Raw genomic sequence first — 16387 nt, 5'->3', positions numbered from 1 at the left:
ATTGTCCATTGAAGGAGGAACGGCGTAACTTTTACACCGCTTTACGCCGGAAGGAGATGAGGCCCGCAGCCAGGAACAGCACCAGACTTCCGGCCACGACCAGCATCAGGTTCTCCAGCGGCAGGTTGAAGGCGCCGAACTGGTCATCCCCGTAGGGATTCATGGCCAGCAGCGGCTGTGCCCAGGGATAATAAGGCCCGTAGGTGGAGGAATTGACAACCAGCATATTCGGTATGGTAAAGCAGACGTTCAACGCGAGCGGAGCGCCGAAGCTGCTCCAGCCCTGGGAGACCGCGAGCTGGAGTGCAGCCAGCGGCAGGCAGGCGAACCAGCCGCCGAACATGCTGCTCAGCAGTAGCGTCCAGGGAACGGCCCCTTCCGCTCCGCGCAGCCATCCGATGCCCAGGATAGCACCAAGCAGCAGGAGCTGAACCACTGCCAGCAGGACCATAATCATCGTATATTTGGCGAGGAAGACCGAGGCCCGGGTGACCGGCAGCGCCAGGAGCTGCTTCCAGCCGCCGTCAATATGCTCACTGCGGCAGATGAGGGCCGCGAACAGTCCCGACAGCACCGGAAGAAACAGCAGGGCATGAATGGTCGACATGGTGCTAAGCAGTACTTGCCAGGTAACCGCGGCCCCATCCTCCCTCATATCCGACAGCGCACCGACCGGCAGAGCGATCAGCGGACTGAGCAGAATCAGCAGCCAGGTCCGGAAGCCGGCCATCTTCAGGTGTTCGGCAGACATAATCCGCAAGAAGGTCCGCATGTTAATCCACATCCTTTCGCGCAAAGTGCAGGGCTCCGGGAAGCAGCACGAGGAGACCCAGCAGCAGGCCGGCTCCGCTGAACAGCCAAGGGCGCGAAGCACCCATTGCCAGTTCGGGCCAGGAGAGCGGCACCCACTCCGAGAAGAACATGCCGAATGGGCTAAGCAGCGACAGCGTCAGTCCCACAGCTACCGGAAGCGTCTGATTCCGGCTCGACAGAGACAGCCAGAGCTGCAAGGCAATGACCGGCATGGCCGCAGCATAGGCAGAGAATCCGATCCTCAGCACATCGGTATAAGGAATCGGCTGGCTTCCGAAGCCGAGCAGCAGCCCCAGCAGGATGGTTCCGGCGGACAGCAGCAGGCAGGAGACGACAAGCAGCAGCAGGCAGAGGAGCAGCTTAGCCAGGAAGACGGCTGTACGCGGGACAGGCAGCGCCAGCAGCTGCTTCCAGGAGCTGGTCTGATGCTCCACATTCGCGATCAGCGAGCAGATCAGGGTCCCCCCCAGGTAAAGGGCAATCGGCACGAACGAAGCGATGTTGCTGAGCAGGCCGTTCCATAGGTCAGCCTGGTACTGATTGCGAAGATAATCATAGCGGAGGCCGAAATTCAGCCCCTGCATGGCAATCAGGCCGGCCGGCCCGAGGAAGGCCAGGAACCAGATGCCTTTGCCGCGGATTTTGAGCCAATCCGCCGACAGCGCACGCCACATCATTGTCCGCCACCCCCGACCACCTGCAGGAAGAATTCCTCCAGGGACTGCCTGTGTTCCTCTACCCTGTAGATCGCATGGCCCTCTTCAACCAGCTCCTTGACCAGGAGCGATACCCGGGCATCACTCATCCGGGGCAGAATGAGCCTGCCTTCCTGCAGCTCGCCGCCGCAGCCGCGCCGCACGGCGGTCTTCAGCGCTGTCTGCGGCTCCGACACCGCCAGGCTCAGACTTCCTGCCGCCTGCTGCTGCAGATGGGCAATCGTATCCTGATAGACCATCTGCCCCTCGCGGATAATGCCGACCGTCCCGGCCATCTGCTCGATCTCGCTGAGCAGATGGCTGGAGACCAGCACCGTAATGCCCTGCTCGCCGGGCAGCCGCTTGATCAGCGAGCGGATCTCCTGAATGCCCGCCGGGTCCAGGCCGTTGGTCGGCTCATCCAGTATCAGCAGCTCCGGGCTGCCAAGCAGGGCAGCAGCGATACCGAGCCGCTGCTTCATGCCAAGCGAGAAGCCCTTGACCGGCCGCTTCTCCTCCCCGGTCAGCGATACAATCTCCAGCACATCGGCAATGCGCGTCTTGGGCACACCCAGAATCCGGCGGATCGCCTCCAGGTTGTCCCACGCACTCAGATGTCCGTAATAGGACGGCGACTCCACCAGCGAGCCGACCTTGCGCAGAATCTGCATCCGGTTCGCTCGCAGCTCCTTGCCGAAGATCTCAATGCGTCCGGAGGTCGGCTTGATCAGACCGAGCAGCATCCGGATCGTCGTGGTTTTGCCGGCGCCGTTCGGCCCGAGGAATCCGTAGATTTCCCCTTTCTGTATATTCAGATTCAATCCCTTCACAGCCGCGCGGCCGCGGTATTCCTTCAACAGATCGCGCGTTGCTATCACTGTATTCTTCATTCTTCATTCACCTCGGTAACAGCATACCGTTCCAAGGTTAAATACAGAGACGCACCAAGTTTAAATTTTGTTTAAAAGCATCGGCAAAATGCAGATTCAGCTTCGGTGCACACTCAGGTATCCTGTGTAGCCATTATCCCGCTGCCCGCTTCCAGATCACTACCTCTGTCCCTTGCCCCGTAGTCTCCATGGTCCATTCCAGCTCCATCCGCTGAACCAGCAGGTCGACAATGGACAAGCCCAGCCCCGCGCCTGCGGAATCGGACGGCTGTTCAAGGCCGCCTCCATGATCCGAGATCATGATCACCGGTCTGCCCTCTCGGATCTCTGTACCTATTCCTACGTACAGGCCGCTGCGCGCATGGCGCAGAATATTCTGAAACAGGTTATCCAGCACTCTGCGGAACCAGCTCTCGTCTACCTCCCAGTAGAGCGGCGGCGCCTCCAGATCAATCTCAATCCGGAACCCTGCCTTCTCCCAGACCGGATACCAGGCGGCGGCGCTCTCCCGCACCAGTCTCAGCACATCCTTCTGCTCCAGGTTCAGTGCAATCTTCCCGCTGTTCAGCAGATTATAGGACAGAAGATTCTCAATCAGGATACCAAGGCTCTCGATCCGCTGATCCATCAGCGTAAGCGACGACTGGCCGCGTGCCGACAGCTCCTCCTTGCCCAGCACATGCAGATGGCTGCGGATCACGGTCAGCGGTGTCCGCAGGTCATGCGACAGATCCGCTACCAGCCGCTTGCGCAGCTCCTCCTCTTCCGCCTCCCGGGCACGGCTGGCCTTAAGCTCCGTAACCATCGTATTGAACGCTTCCTCCAGCCGCCCGATCTCGTCAGGCTTGCCCGGCGGCACCGCCTGCGGCAGGCCTTCGTTCCCGGTGAACGCCATGGCGGTCTGCAGCCGCAGCAGCCTCCGCCGGATCATAATGAAGAAGAACCAGGAGCTGGCGATAAACACAAGCAAGAACACCAGCATCACTATCGTGTACCACTTATCGATCCCCGCCGAGTTCCTAACCTCGTTAATCTCTTCGGGAATCTGCATGACCATGAAGCCCTGGCCCGCTTCCGCCCGGTCACCGATGAACGCCACAATCGCCAGCGGCTTAAGCTCCGCACTGCTCTTCATGAACGATACCGCCTCCGCCGCCGTCCAGCGGGAAGGAACGGAGGCGGCAGTCTCCCCGCCGGATAGCAGGGGAGGCCCCGAAGGCTCTGTAACCAACTGCGTCCGGCCTTCTCCATCCACCCAGAAGATTCTGGCCAGATGATAAGTTTCGCTTAAGGTGCGCAGGCGCTGCGAGACCGCTTCAGGCGGCTGGTTCAGGAGCCGCTCAGCTTCCTCATGCCACAGGACCTCCAGCTTTTTGACACTGGAATACAGCTCGTATTCCTTGGGTGGTGCTTCATGGCTAAGCCCGCTGAACAGGCTGTACAGTGTAATCGTCAGCGGAAGAATCACGGGAACAAACAGCAGCGCCGCCAGCAGAATCAGCAAATAGCGGAAGAGCAGGGAACGGCTCAGTAGCTGATAACGCCCCGCCCGCTTCATCCTCTCACCCGGTAGCCGATGCCCCGGACCGTCTCGATAATCTCCGGCACTGCCGGATCAAGCTCCAGCTTCTCGCGCAGATACCGGATATGCACCATCAGCGTCTTGTCGCCCTCGATATAGCTCTCTCCCCACACCGCTTCATAGATCTGCTCCTTGGTCAGAATCTGGCCCAGATGCCGGAGCAGGTACGAGAAAATCTGAAACTGTTTGCCGGTCAGCATAATCTCCCGTCCGCTGGCCGCCTCCTTGACGATACTGCTGCCCGGTTCGACAATCAGATGCTTAAGCCTCAGGGGCTCAGCCGATACGGCAGCGCTTCGTCTTAACAGAACCTCGATTCTGGCCGCAAGCTCGTCAGGATGGAACGGCTTGGTCAGATAATCATCGGCAAATTCCAGTCCCTGGAGCTTGTCGTTAATCGAGGTGCGCGCTGACAGCATCAGGACCGGGAGTTCAGGGTAGGCCCGCTTCAGCCGCTGGCCGACCGTGAAGCCGTCCAGCCCCGGCAGCATCACATCCAGGATTACGAGCTGGCAGCCCTCTGCCGCTTCAATCGCACCTTCCCCGCTCTCCAGCCAGCGGACGGCATATTCCCGTTCACGCAGATCTGCCGACACGGCGCTGCCGATCTCACGGTCATCTTCTATGTACAATAAGGTTACACTCACTTTGCTTCCGCCCTTTCTTCCCTCAAATGACAACACAAATCCCCGGATGCCGGCATCCGGGGAGGAGAGCTTCTGCGGCCTGCGGTTCAGGCGGTGAATCCGAACCGGGCCGGCGGCTGGGCTGCCGGCTTCCCGAATAGATAGCCTTGTCCCAGATCTATACCGAGGCTGCGGCAGAAGAGGAACTCCTCGCGGCGTTCTATGCCCTCGGCCAGCAGCCTGGCTCCGAACACTCCAGCCCGGGAGATAATATCGGCAAGAATATGCTGCTTGTCCGGGTCCTGGTCACAGTAACTAATGAGATTCCGGTCAATCTTGACATAATCAGGCTGCAGGCTGCTCATCAGTTCAAGGGTCGAATAGCCTGCGCCGACATCATCCAGCGCCACCTGCATTCCCTGCTCGCGGTATTCGGCAAAAATGGTGTGCAGATGGGCAATATCCGTAATCTGCTCGGTCTCCACCACCTCAAACACGTAATCCTCCGGGCTCTGGTCCAGCCTCCGGATCGCCTCGAAGGTATGAGTTAGACAATACTTGGGATTATAAATAGAAGAAGGCAGGAAATTGATAAACCGCTTGATGCCCTTAGGCAGCAGTCTGGCACTGGTCTCAATCGCCGAGATCCGGGCCGCACGGTCCAGAAAGGAATGGAACCCGGTACGCCGGGCAATCTCGAACAGCTCATAAGGATGAAAATGATTGCCGTGGGGCAGAGGACGCAGCAGAAATTCAAAGCCGACAATCTCTTCATGGAAGTCCACAATCGGCTGCAGATGACTGCAGAAATCATGGCCTCTGATAATGGAAACCAGATGCTCGTTGGAGAATTGGACCGTAAGCTGCTCCGGGGTCAGCCAACGGTCCGCCCGGCCGCTTCCTCCTTTGCCCTTGATGCACAGGGACAAGTCATGCGGCTGAGGCCCGGCCGTATTCAGCAGCAGCAGCAAAAGCTCGACAAGCTTCAGCAGCTCTTCCCTCCGGCGGTATAGAATGAAAGGGGTATCGCCTGTCTCATAGACCTCATAGCCTGCATTTCTTATGGCAGCCGTGAGCGGGCCGGGACAGGCGCGGAGCCTGACCTCCCCTTCATCCTCGATCGGGCCGATGTCAGCACAGTCAACACAGTTCATGGCAATCTCCTCCGCCCTAGATGTCTTGTAGCCTGCGGCAATTATAGCATGATTCCCCCCGGGCAATCATCCGGCAGCCGCATAAAGAGCCATTCCGTAACCCGCAGGTTCGTGAATGGCTCCGAAGATGAAGCTTAACCTTAGGCGGTCAGACCCCAGTTGTGTTCACGCGGCTCAGGCCTGCCATACGCCATGCTCGTCATTCTGGCCCATATATTCAATCCGCGAAGGCGACAGCTCCAGAATGACATAATCCGGGTCATCCGGGCCCTCGAACCAGCGCTCAAGCGACGGATTCCACACCTTGGAGCGCAGGCTCCCGTCCTTGGTTACCTCTACAGTGGCTTCGATCTCCACCACATCCTTGCTGCCGCCCTGCTCATAGCCCAGCAGCAGATAAGCGTTCGGATTATCTTTAAGCTCCTCTACCTTATGGGTCTTACGATTGGTAGCCAGATAAATATTCAGACCATCATGAAATACCGCCATGTAGCGCACCTTGGGCTTGTTGCCGGCCTCCACCGTGCCGAAGGAACCGAACGTATTGTCATCCAGCGCCTGTATAATTTTGTTCTCCAGCTCTTTGTTATCCATTGACGATCAAGCTCCTTTCAGATTCGTGTCTACCATAGTGTACCCGTCCCGTTCATTCTGAATCCCGGAGCCTGCTCACAAGTGGAAACGGCTTTGCCGTCCTTTTAAGGACGGCACCCGTTTCAGCGAGAAATATAAGGATAAGTTATCGTGTGAAACATTAAATTCTTATATTTTAAAATAAGCGTAGCGCGCCGGGAAATCGGGTAAATGGGGCTTACAAGAATCAAGTCTGTAAACAAGTCTGTACACAAGGATGTGGCATCAGCGCATGGTTGAACAGCAAGCCGAGCAAGCCAAGACGACCGGGCAAGCCGACCCGACCCTGCATACCGCATTGCTGCAATTTATTTTTCCGTTCTCCATCAAGGCTGGTGTGGACCAGGAGCTGGCCGCCCGGCTGCAGGAGGATGGGTTCACCCGGTTTTTCCTTGATAATAAGGAGCTGGAGTCCATCTATTACGGAGAAGGCTACTGCGTGTCCCATGAGAAAATGGAGCGCAGCTACCTGCCGTTCGCTGCCCATGTGCTGTTTCCGCGGGAGAAGGACCATGATTCCTTCCGCCGTTTTTCGAGGGTGAACGATCTGCCGTGCCGTCTGGAAATGCCCTTCCAGTCCGCCAACTTCCGCATCCTCTCTACCGACGTGTTCCTCTGCCCGTTTGAGCTGGGCTTCCTGACGCTTAGAGTAGCTATTGAGGAAGAGAATCTTCCCTTCAGCACCGCGCTGGAATTCGCCGACCGCTTCCGCACGCTGGAGGATGTGTCGTATAAGGATGAGCTGACGTTCATTCATTGCCGCAAGAAGACGTTTGCGCGGGTGGAGGACTTCGTATTCAAGCATCTCGTATCCGTACTGGAGCCGTTCCTGGACCCGGCGGAGACCGATGGCGCCTACTTCGAGACCCTGCCCTTCTTCGTGGATGAGCGGATGCTGGTGCAGGCCTTCTATGGTGTCAATCTCCCGGAGGGACAGGATGAGATCGATGTGAAGCTGCTCTACCGGGCCTCCCAGGTGGATGGTCTGGACTTAGAAGGCCGGCCTTACATCAGCGCCAGTGACCCCGATTACATCAAGCAGTATGCCCGTGACCACGGTTACAGCCGCTGGGCACCGGATACCTACTATATGACCAACGAGCAGACCTTCTGCTGTGTAAGCCGCGCCAAGCCGGAGATCGCCACCCAACTAGTGAACCAGATGTACGGGGAGTATTATTACGGACTGCTGCTGAATATTTTCCACAAAATTGTGCTGCTCAAGCTCGCCAATCTCCACTCCCGGCTGCGTATCAACCACGATTACGACGAGATCGAGAACCTGATTTTCCTGATCAACAAATTCTCTGCCAAATTCTATTTCCTGGAGCTGATCACGCAGTCGCAGGGGCGGGAGATCTTCTATCAGCTGCGCAAGGTGTACGGCAACGACGCCCTGTTCGATGAGGTGAAGATGACGCTGAACGACCTGTTCCAGTATCAGGACAAATTCCAGGCCAAGCGCCGGGATACGCTGCTGATGGTGCTGACGGTCTTCACGGTGGTGAGCGGCATCTACGGCATGAACCAGGTCATCGAGGATCTGAAGGGCAACATCGACTGGAGCGTAATGCTGGACTACTCCCCCTTCGAGTACCTCGCGCTCTTCCTGACCTTCTCCGGCATCGCAGTCAGCCTGTTCCTGACGCTGAGAGAGGCCTGGATCACCCTCAAGAGCCGCCGCAAAAAGCGGCATTATGCCAAGGATTAGGCGTGCTGCTATGGACAACGGCGGGACTGCCGTCTATAATACACCGTAAGAACATAGCAATACCCGTGAACTTCATAAGAACCAGGGGGGCTGGAATTGGCCGGCTGAGAGTGTATCCCACAAGATACTGACCCTTATACCTGATCTGGATAATGCCAGCGTAGGAATGAATGAATCAGCACAGCGCTATTACGGCCTGGAGTTGAATTCCCTTACGCAAGTATAGGCGTCCCGGTCTCCGGGGCGCTTTTTTGAAATATAAGAATTTATATGTTGCACACGATAACTTGTCCTTATATTTCTCGCTGAAACGATACCGTCCTTACAAAGGACGGCATCGCCGTTTCCACTTGGTGGTATTGGTTATACTGAATGTTGGCAGAACAGGGATTGCTGGAAGGAGAGAGAAGAGAAATGGGAGTCAAAAAAACAGTCACACTACTGCTCAGCTCCATCCTGCTGCTCACGGTAGCGGGCTGTGGAGGCGGGAACAACAGCGGGAATGCCGGAGCCAGCGCGCCTGCTGCCGGGAACAGCACAGCTGCCCCTGAAGCCAGCGCCGCAGCCACCGATGCGCCCAAGGCGCTGACCCCGGTCAAGATCGCCCTGGACTGGACACCGAACACGAACCATACGGGCCTGTATGCAGCGAAGGAGCTGGGCTACTACGCGGAGGAGGGCCTGGACGTGGAGATTGTCCAGCCGGGCGCGGCCGGAGCGGACACGATGGTGACCTCAGGCGAAGCCCAGTTCGGCATCAGCGCCCAGGAGGCGCTCACCCTGGCCCGGCTGCAGGATGTGCCGCTTGTGTCGATCGCTGCAATCATTCAGCATAACACCTCCGGCTTCGCGGCTCCGAAGGACCGCAACATCAAGACGCCGAAGGACTTCGAGGGCAAGACCTACGGCGGCTGGGGCTCTCCTGCGGAGGAGGCCGCCATGAAGGCGATCATGGACCCTGAAGGCGGGGATGTCTCCAAGGTGAAGCTGGTGAATATCGGCGAGGCTGACTTTTTCACAGCGGTGAAGCGCGACATTGATTTCGCCTGGATCTTCTACGCCTGGACCGGGGTAGAGGCCGAGCTGCGCGGCGAGCCGCTGGATATGCTGTACCTGAAGGATTACGCGCCGCAGCTGGATTACTACACCCCGGTGCTGACGACCAGCGAGAAAGAAATCGCTGAGCACCCTGAGGTGGTCAAGGCCTTTCTTAAGGCTACATCCAAGGGCTATCAGTACGCTATCGACAACCCCGAGGAAGCCGCTACGGTCCTGTCGGATGCTGTGCCTGACCTTGATCCGAAGCTGGTGCTGGCCAGCCAGAAATGGCTGAGTCCGAAGTATAAAGACGATGCCCCGCGCTGGGGCGAGCAGAAGCTCGAAATCTGGAAGAATTATGCCGACTGGATGTACGGCCTGAAGCTGCTGGATAAGCCGCTGGATGCGGAGAGCACGTTTACGAATGAATTTTTGCCGGAGCAATAATGAACCCGCATGGCGGGAATCTTATACTTAATTTGGAGAGGAAGGATTCATCATGGCTAATACACTGCTGAGCATTCAGGTAATTCCGAAGACCCCGAACAACGAGGATTCCATCCCTTACGTGGATAAGGCCATTGAGGTGATTCAGAAGTCGGGCGTGAAGCATCAGGTGAACCCGCTGGAGACCACAATGGAAGGCGAGCTGTCCGAGCTGCTGGAGATCGTCCGTGAGATGCATGAAGCGCTGATCGCCTCCGGCAGTCCGAGCGTGATCTCGCAGATTAAGATCGCCCACAATCCCGGCGGTATCAGCATGGATAAGCTGACGGAGAAATACCGGCCGTGAGAGGCACCTGGAAGCTAGTGTGGCCGCCCGTTGTGGCGGTCCTCTTTTTTGTGGGGATCTGGCAGCTCTCCGTCATGGTGTTCGACATCCCGGCGTACCAGTTGCCCAGCCCTACGGATATCGCACGTGAGTCCAGGAACAACGCCGCCGGAATCTGGGAGCATACCGCCGCCACGCTGCGGCTGACTCTGATCGGCTTCCCGGTCGGCACCGGCATCGGCCTGCTTACGGCCCTGCTGCTGCATCTGCTGCCCTGGCTGAAGCGGGCGATCTATCCGCTGCTGATTCTCAGCCAGAATGTGCCTTCCCTGGCGCTGGCCCCGCTGCTGATTATCTGGTTCGGCTTCGGCCTGCTGCCCAAGATCATCCTGATCACCCTCGTCTGCTTCTTCCCTGTGGCCGTTGCGGCCATGGGCGGGCTGGCCCAGAGCGACCGGGTAATGATGAATTATATGAAGATGGCCGGGGCCGGCAAGTGGCAGATCTTCAGCAAGCTGGAGCTGCCCGGCTCGCTGCCCTCCCTGTTCTCGGGCCTCAAAATCTCGGCCACCTATGCGGTCATGGGCGCAGTAGTCGCGGAGTGGATAGGCGCTGACAAGGGCATCGGCTACTATCTGCTGCTGCAGAAGGCCTCCTACCGTGCAGACCGGATGTTCGTAGGGATCGTCATCATCGTACTGCTGAGTCTTGTGCTGTTCGCGCTGATTGCACTGCTGGAGCGGTGGCTGGTGCGCTGGAAGCCGCGCAAGGAAGCATAACCCACAAGAATGGAGCTGACCGGAGTGTCTGAGCTTACGAGAATTGAACTGGAGAAGGCGGACGGCGGCGCACGCCTGTATAGAGGGAGTTTGCCGCCTGCGCTTGAAGTCAGCGGCATCAGCAAGTCGTTCAAGCACCGCCGCCGGGAGACGCAGGTGCTGGATCAGGTGTCCCTGACCGTGGAGCCGCAGGAATTCGTCTCCATTGTCGGCCCGTCCGGCTGCGGCAAAAGCACACTGTTCCATATCATCGGCGGCCTGACGCTGCCGGATACCGGAACCGTGAGCATGAACGGTCTGGCCGTGACCGGGCAGCGCGGCCGGATCAGCTATATGCCGCAGCAGCCTGCGCTGTTCCCGTGGCGGAGCATAGAGGACAACGTCCTGCTCGGCGCGGAGCTGGAGGGCGGCTCGCAGCAGCCGGCGCTGCGCAAGGCGGCGCGCCACTGGCTGGCGAAGGCCGGCCTCGGCGGCTTCGAGCGGGCTTACCCGCACATGCTGTCCGGCGGGATGCAGCAGCGTGCCGCCTTCCTGCGGGCGATGCTTGCGCCGCAGGAGCTGATGCTGCTCGACGAGCCGTTCAGCGCGCTGGACGCGCTGACCCGCGAGCAGATGCAGCGCTGGCTGCTGGAGCTGTGGGAGGAGAACCGCCGCTCCGTGCTGTTCATCACCCACAACATCGAAGAGGCGCTGCTGCTCTCCAGCCGCATCTATGTCTTCTCCGGGCGTCCCGGCTCGGTCCTCCACACCGTGGAGGTGCCGTTCCCGCGCCCGCGCCGCGAAGAGATCGCCGATGCGCCGGAGTTCCTCCAGCTTAAGCGCCAGCTCTCACGCTGGATGCGCGAGGAGCAGGAGAAGAGCCAGAGTTAAGAGGAGATTGGTGACGTAACAGGAGCCGTTGCGCTCCTTGCCGTTGCTAGGTGTATTTGCACAGCGCTCGTGACATGGCAGGAACGGTTACGCCCCCCGCCCTTGCTAGCCGTATCTGCACCGCGCTCGTGATCTGGCAGGAACGGTTACGCCCCTTACCCTTGCTAGGCGTATCTGCACCGCATTCGTGACTTGGCACCACCTGTAGTCTGTAGCGGTATCACTCTGCCTGATTGTATTTCGTGCAATAGAATCGGCAATATTCCAACTAATATTCCAATCTGCTGTATTTTGTACAGCAGATTTTTGTTTATTTGCCCGAAAGAGCCACTTCCGCAGATTTCTACTGTACAGAATACAACAGATTTGAGTTTGCTGCGGATTTAGGGGGCATCTGTTGTACGAAATACAATAGATCTAACCATTCAGCCCATAAGCTGTAATACGTACCATTAAAAACATTGAAAAGCATAGTTTGTCTTCTATAACTGTAATTGGCACCTCGTGCAATCACCGCCCGCCCCCGCCCTACATCCAGCCCTTCTCCTCCGCCAGCCGCACCGCTTCAATCCGGGTCTTCACCGCAAGCTTACCGAGGATCTCGGAGATGTAGTTGCGGACGGTGCCGTAGGAGAGGTGGAGCGCCGATGCGATCTCACTGGCGCTCCGGCCGGCGGCGGCAAGCCGCAGAATTTCGCGCTCCCGCTCCGACAGCGGGTTCTCCTCCCGCAGGCTGCCAAAGACCAGCTCCGGAGATACCTCCCGGCCTCCGGCAACCACGCGGCGGATCGCCTCCGCCAGCTTGTCCACCGGCTCATCCTTCAGCAGATAACCCTGAATCCCGGCCTTCACCCCGCGCTCGAAGTACCCGGGACGGGCGAAGGTGGTCAGGATAATAATCTTGGTGGCGCTGGCCCGCGATTTCAGCAGCTCCGCCACCTCCAGGCCGCTCATCAGCGGCATCTCGATGTCCATCAGACACACATCCGGCTGCAACCGCTCGATCATAGCCAGCGCCTCCACCCCGTCCCCGGCCTCGCCTGCCACCTCTATGTCGTCCTCCAGCTCCAGCAGTGCCGCCATCGCTCCGCGCAGCAGGCGCTGGTCTTCGGCAATTACGATGCTGATCATGCCGTCTCCCCATCCTTTCTGTCCTTGATGGCTCTGGGTACAGTCACCGTCAGCAGCGTCCCCCCGCCGCTTCGCGGTTCCAGCTTCAATGAGCCGTCAATCAGGGCCAGCCGCTCGGCCATCCCCTTCATGCCATTACCATCCCCGCGCCCGTCCGTACCGGACCCGGCGCAATCTATACCGATTCCGTTATCCGCCACCGTAATCCGCACCTCGCCGGGCAGCAGCGCAATGCCGATCCGGCACAGGTCCGCACGGCTGTGCTTGACGATATTGGTCACCCCTTCCTTGATGCAGAGGCTGAGAATATTCTGCGTCAGATCAGAGATCCCCGGCAACGCGGCATCCCCCTCTACCTCCAGCGCAATCTCGGCGCTGCGCAGCATCTCTTCTGCCGCTGCCAGCTCCTCGGCTACAGAGACCGCCCGCATCTCGGAGACCAGCTCACGCACCTGGCGCAGCGCGGCCCGCGAGGTCCGCTGGATCTCGCGGGCTTCCGCCTGCGCCCGCTCGGGGTTCTTCACCACCATTTTCTCAATAAGCTGGCTCTTCAAGGTAATCAGCGACAGCGTGTGGCCCATCGTATCATGCAGATCACGGGCGATCCGTACCCGCTCCTCGCGCTTGACCATCTCCTTGATCCGCTCATTGGCCCGGTCCAGCTCCTTCTCCAGCACCCGCCGCCGGTTAATGGAACGGATACCGAAGGGCGTGATCAGCATCATCAGCACGAAGGGCAGCATGAACAGGATATCCAGGTCGTGCATCTGCGGCAGGTAGAACAGACCCACCAACCCAATCAGCACAGCAGCGAACACTGCCAATGCCCGCTTGAAGCGCCGCACATCGGTATACCAGCCAATGAAGTTACTGGTGAAGAAACCCATATAAAAGTTGTAGGGACTGTAGAAAACAGCTAAAACGACAATTATCAGTAACTGTAACCCCAGCCAGGCCGTATACGCCTTCTCGGTCACCCAGTAGAGCTGGCGGTACGCCACCAGAAACAGCAGCAGCAGCGCATACCCCCCCATCAGCTTATAGCCGCTGTAGCCATCCAGGTTCAGCACCGGGAACACCAGATAGATCAGCCAGATATAGGGGAAGAAACCGATCTTTTCGGGAAAAACCCGGAACTGCTTACGCACCATTGTTGATTACACCGCTTCCTGTTTTTTTCGGATATAGACCGATAATAGCATAAATACGGCCAGGTAACCGAGCAGCAGCAGCATAGCCTTCCACTGCGGGGACTCTCCCGCTACAATCGCCCAGGCTCCATCGCCGTAATTGTAAGACGGCAGCCAGTGCCCGATCTTCTGCATCAGCTTCGGCATAATTTCCAGAGGCATCCACATGCCCCCGGCCACTGCCAGCCCCATATACAGCACATTGCTTACCCCGCTCGCCGTATCCACCCGCTTCATCGACCCGATAATCGTACCCAGTGCCAGGAACGGAAGTGACCCCGCAAGCAGCCACAACCCGCTAAGCACCCATTGCGCCGCAGTCAGCGACACTCCGTTAATCAGATACCCGGCCAGGAAAATGCACAGGATCGAGAACAGATGCATGACGCTCTGGCCGAACATTTTGCCGATAAAATACACCGAGGACGGCAGCGGCGTAATCCGCATGAACGTATTCCAGCCCTTGGTCTGCTCCTGCACCAGCCGGATGCCAAGCGTCATAATCGCCGAGCCCATCACGCTGAAGGCCGCCATCGACATCAGATAATGCGCCTGCCATGCCTTCGCATCGTCCGTCCCCGTATTCACCACCCGGGTAAAAATAAAATAGAACATAATCGGCATCAGCAGCGACCAGAACACATAATAGGGATTGCGGATAATCCGCAGCAGCTCTGCTCTGCACTGGTTCATCATAGCTTTCATTATAGTGCCGCCTCCTCTTGATTCATGGTCAACTGCTCGAACGCTTCATCCAGCTTGCCCTGGTCGATCTGAACATCCTTCACTGCCAGCCCGTTCACAAAAATAGCCCGCAGCGCCTCATCCGTATTCTCCGTGGTTACATGCAGCCGCCCCTCCTTCTCGAAGCAAGCCTCGACAGCTGGAAGCTCCAGCAACTGACTGCGCAGAAGCAGCGGATCGCCGAGCGGCCGGAAGGACAGCGACTTCTTCACAATCCTTGCCTTAATCTCGTCCGGGCTGCCGTCCGCCGCCAGCATTCCCCGGTTAAACAACAGAATCCGGTCCGCGATATCCTCCGCCTCCTGCAGGTAATGGGTCGTGAACAGAATCGTCTTGCCCTGTGCCGCCAGCCCCCGCACCTTCTCCCAGAACTGCCGCCGGGCCGTCGTATCCAGTCCAACCGTCGGTTCGTCAAAAAACAGCAGGTCCGGGTTGCCCGCCAGCGCCAGCGCGAAGCTGAGACTGCGCTTCTGGCCGCCGGAGAGCTTCTCGGCATAGCGGTTCAGATCCGCCGACTCCAGTCCGGTGGCCTGCAGCAGCACCTCCATCTCCATCGGCTGCGGATAATAGCTGCGGATCAGGCTTAGCAGCTCCCGGACCTTCAGCCGGTCCATAACGCTGACCTCCTGCAGCATAGCTCCGGTCCGCTGCTTCACCTTAAGCTCCTTGGGCGGAAGACCGAACACCTTCACGCTTCCCTTTGTGGGCTCAAGCAGACCCAGGAGCATTGCGATTGTCGTGGTTTTCCCCGCTCCGTTCGGCCCAAGCAACGCTGTGACCGAGCCGCGCCCGAGGGTGAAGCTGACTTGATTGACCGCCAGCTTATCGTGGAAGCTTTTGCTGACATTGTGTAATTCGATGACCTGTTCCATCTCTATCCCTCCGTTACCTGTTGCCCTTCGGCTATATTGCTATAGTACCGGAGACCGGAGTGGAGCATCAGTATGGACTGTCACCGGTTTAAAGTGACAACTGTCACCCGGCAAGCGGAACGGCTATGCCGTCCTTTTTAAGGGCGGTACCGTTTCAGCGAGAAATATAAGGATAATTATCGGGTGGAACATATACATTCTATTTCAAAAATAAGGCGCTCCTGTCCACGATTCCGTTATCGCAGCAGGAGCGCCTCCATGCACATATTATTCAAACCTCAGCCTCAGGAGCGCCTGCTCCAGCATGTCGTTCAGCGTCTGTCCTCCGGAAGGTGCGCTTACCCAATGGAAGACCGCTGTGCGTATTGCAGCCATGAGCAGCGAGGCCAATAAATCAGGGTACAGATCGAGCTTCACATCCTTGTGAGTACGTTCCGCGATCACCTTGGCGAGCTCCCGTTCAATCTCGATCTCCACCTTCCGCGTCGCGCCGAACAATGCCGGATCATCGCGGAGAAGGACGATGCGTGCATACCACTGCCGGTCTGTAGTCTCGGCGAATCCCTCAAGCACAGCAGCCCGGACCGATTCCTGAAGCGGTTCACCGGACGGACGGCCGGCAAGGGCAGCTGCTATCCGCTCGGAACGCTGATAAGCATTGCCAACCATTGCAGCCTCTTTGGAAGCAAAATAATTGTTGAACGTCCGCATAGAGACATTGGCAGCTGCGGCGATATCCTCCACCCGGACCTGACTGGCCCCTCTCTCCATGGCCAGACTACAGGCTACATCGCTCAGCGTCCGCCTGGTCTCTTCTTTCTTGCGTTCTCTTAGTCCTTGTTTCTCAGTTGTCATGTCCATCTATGGCTCCATTCCTGTATGTAGTC

The 16387-nt window shown here is 58.2% G+C and carries 17 protein-coding genes and 1 riboswitch; of the genes, 5 read left to right on the top strand and 12 right to left on the bottom strand.

Annotated features, from left to right (window positions below; genetic code table 11):
- Positions 1 to 31 precede the first annotated feature (31 nt).
- The 7 genes from K1558_RS07420 to K1558_RS07390 form a co-directional block, all read right to left on the bottom strand.
- Complete coding sequence (locus tag K1558_RS07420; RefSeq protein ID WP_238650759.1) at positions 32 to 772, bottom strand: ABC transporter permease; 741 nt, start codon at positions 770 to 772, stop codon at positions 32 to 34.
- Position 773: 1 nt separating this feature from the next.
- Positions 774 to 1490 carry an ABC transporter permease gene (locus tag K1558_RS07415; protein ID WP_238650758.1) on the bottom strand — a complete coding sequence of 239 codons (717 nt, stop codon included), beginning with the start codon at positions 1488 to 1490 and terminating at the stop codon, positions 774 to 776.
- Positions 1487 to 2398, bottom strand: coding sequence for an ABC transporter ATP-binding protein (locus K1558_RS07410; protein WP_238650757.1), 912 nt, complete (start codon positions 2396 to 2398; stop codon positions 1487 to 1489). The genes K1558_RS07415 and K1558_RS07410 overlap by 4 nt, the downstream gene beginning before the upstream one ends.
- A gap of 133 nt (positions 2399 to 2531) precedes the next feature.
- Positions 2532 to 3956 carry a sensor histidine kinase gene (locus K1558_RS07405; RefSeq protein WP_238650756.1) on the bottom strand — a complete coding sequence of 475 codons (1425 nt, stop codon included), beginning with the start codon at positions 3954 to 3956 and terminating at the stop codon, positions 2532 to 2534.
- Positions 3953 to 4627: a response regulator transcription factor gene (locus tag K1558_RS07400; RefSeq protein ID WP_238650755.1), complete on the bottom strand. Its 675-nt coding sequence runs from the start codon at positions 4625 to 4627 to the stop codon at positions 3953 to 3955. Before K1558_RS07400 ends, K1558_RS07405 begins: the two co-directional genes overlap by 4 nt.
- A gap of 86 nt (positions 4628 to 4713) precedes the next feature.
- Positions 4714 to 5760 carry an EAL domain-containing protein gene (locus tag K1558_RS07395; RefSeq protein WP_238650754.1) on the bottom strand — a complete coding sequence of 349 codons (1047 nt, stop codon included), beginning with the start codon at positions 5758 to 5760 and terminating at the stop codon, positions 4714 to 4716.
- 174 nt (positions 5761 to 5934) lie between these two features.
- Positions 5935 to 6354 (bottom strand): pyridoxamine 5'-phosphate oxidase family protein, encoded by a 420-nt coding sequence (locus K1558_RS07390; protein WP_238650753.1) that lies wholly within the window; start codon positions 6352 to 6354, stop codon positions 5935 to 5937.
- 271 nt (positions 6355 to 6625) lie between these two features.
- Between K1558_RS07390 and K1558_RS07385 the strand changes: the two genes are divergently transcribed.
- The 5 genes from K1558_RS07385 (at position 6626) to K1558_RS07365 (ending at position 11563) form a co-directional block, all read left to right on the top strand.
- Positions 6626 to 8104 carry a hypothetical protein gene (locus K1558_RS07385; RefSeq protein WP_238650752.1) on the top strand — a complete coding sequence of 493 codons (1479 nt, stop codon included), beginning with the start codon at positions 6626 to 6628 and terminating at the stop codon, positions 8102 to 8104.
- 73 nt (positions 8105 to 8177) lie between these two features.
- A riboswitch (TPP riboswitch) is annotated at positions 8178 to 8288 on the top strand.
- Positions 8289 to 8518: 230 nt separating this feature from the next.
- Positions 8519 to 9589: an ABC transporter substrate-binding protein gene (locus K1558_RS07380; RefSeq protein ID WP_238650751.1), complete on the top strand. Its 1071-nt coding sequence runs from the start codon at positions 8519 to 8521 to the stop codon at positions 9587 to 9589.
- Between the two features lie 52 nt (positions 9590 to 9641).
- Positions 9642 to 9935: a thiamine-binding protein gene (locus tag K1558_RS07375; protein ID WP_238650750.1), complete on the top strand. Its 294-nt coding sequence runs from the start codon at positions 9642 to 9644 to the stop codon at positions 9933 to 9935.
- Positions 9932 to 10693 (top strand): ABC transporter permease, encoded by a 762-nt coding sequence (locus K1558_RS07370; RefSeq protein ID WP_238650749.1) that lies wholly within the window; start codon positions 9932 to 9934, stop codon positions 10691 to 10693. Before K1558_RS07375 ends, K1558_RS07370 begins: the two co-directional genes overlap by 4 nt.
- Positions 10694 to 10735: 42 nt before the next feature.
- Entirely contained in the window at positions 10736 to 11563 is an 828-nt protein-coding gene (locus tag K1558_RS07365; protein ID WP_238650972.1) for an ABC transporter ATP-binding protein, read from the top strand.
- Positions 11564 to 12091: 528 nt separating this feature from the next.
- Here the strand turns inward: K1558_RS07365 and K1558_RS07360 are convergent.
- The 5 genes from K1558_RS07360 to K1558_RS07340 all read right to left on the bottom strand — a co-directional run bounded on the left by K1558_RS07360 (position 12092) and on the right by K1558_RS07340 (position 16355).
- Complete coding sequence (locus K1558_RS07360; protein WP_238650748.1) at positions 12092 to 12694, bottom strand: response regulator transcription factor; 603 nt, start codon at positions 12692 to 12694, stop codon at positions 12092 to 12094.
- Complete coding sequence (locus K1558_RS07355) at positions 12691 to 13845, bottom strand: sensor histidine kinase (RefSeq protein WP_238650747.1); 1155 nt, start codon at positions 13843 to 13845, stop codon at positions 12691 to 12693. The genes K1558_RS07360 and K1558_RS07355 overlap by 4 nt, the downstream gene beginning before the upstream one ends.
- A gap of 6 nt (positions 13846 to 13851) precedes the next feature.
- A complete protein-coding gene (locus K1558_RS07350) occupies positions 13852 to 14589 on the bottom strand; it encodes an ABC transporter permease (RefSeq protein WP_238650746.1) in 738 nt (245 codons plus the stop codon).
- Positions 14589 to 15500 (bottom strand): ABC transporter ATP-binding protein, encoded by a 912-nt coding sequence (locus tag K1558_RS07345; protein ID WP_238650745.1) that lies wholly within the window; start codon positions 15498 to 15500, stop codon positions 14589 to 14591. The genes K1558_RS07350 and K1558_RS07345 overlap by 1 nt, the downstream gene beginning before the upstream one ends.
- 267 nt (positions 15501 to 15767) lie before the next feature.
- Positions 15768 to 16355 (bottom strand): TetR/AcrR family transcriptional regulator, encoded by a 588-nt coding sequence (locus tag K1558_RS07340; RefSeq protein ID WP_238650744.1) that lies wholly within the window; start codon positions 16353 to 16355, stop codon positions 15768 to 15770.
- Positions 16356 to 16387: the final 32 nt, after the last annotated feature.

The organism is Paenibacillus piscarius (assembly GCF_022234545.1).
GTDB lineage: Bacteria > Bacillota > Bacilli > Paenibacillales > Paenibacillaceae > Paenibacillus_AQ > Paenibacillus_AQ piscarius.
Note: the sequence above shows the minus strand (reverse complement) of the source record. Positions and strands in the feature narration are given on the sequence as shown.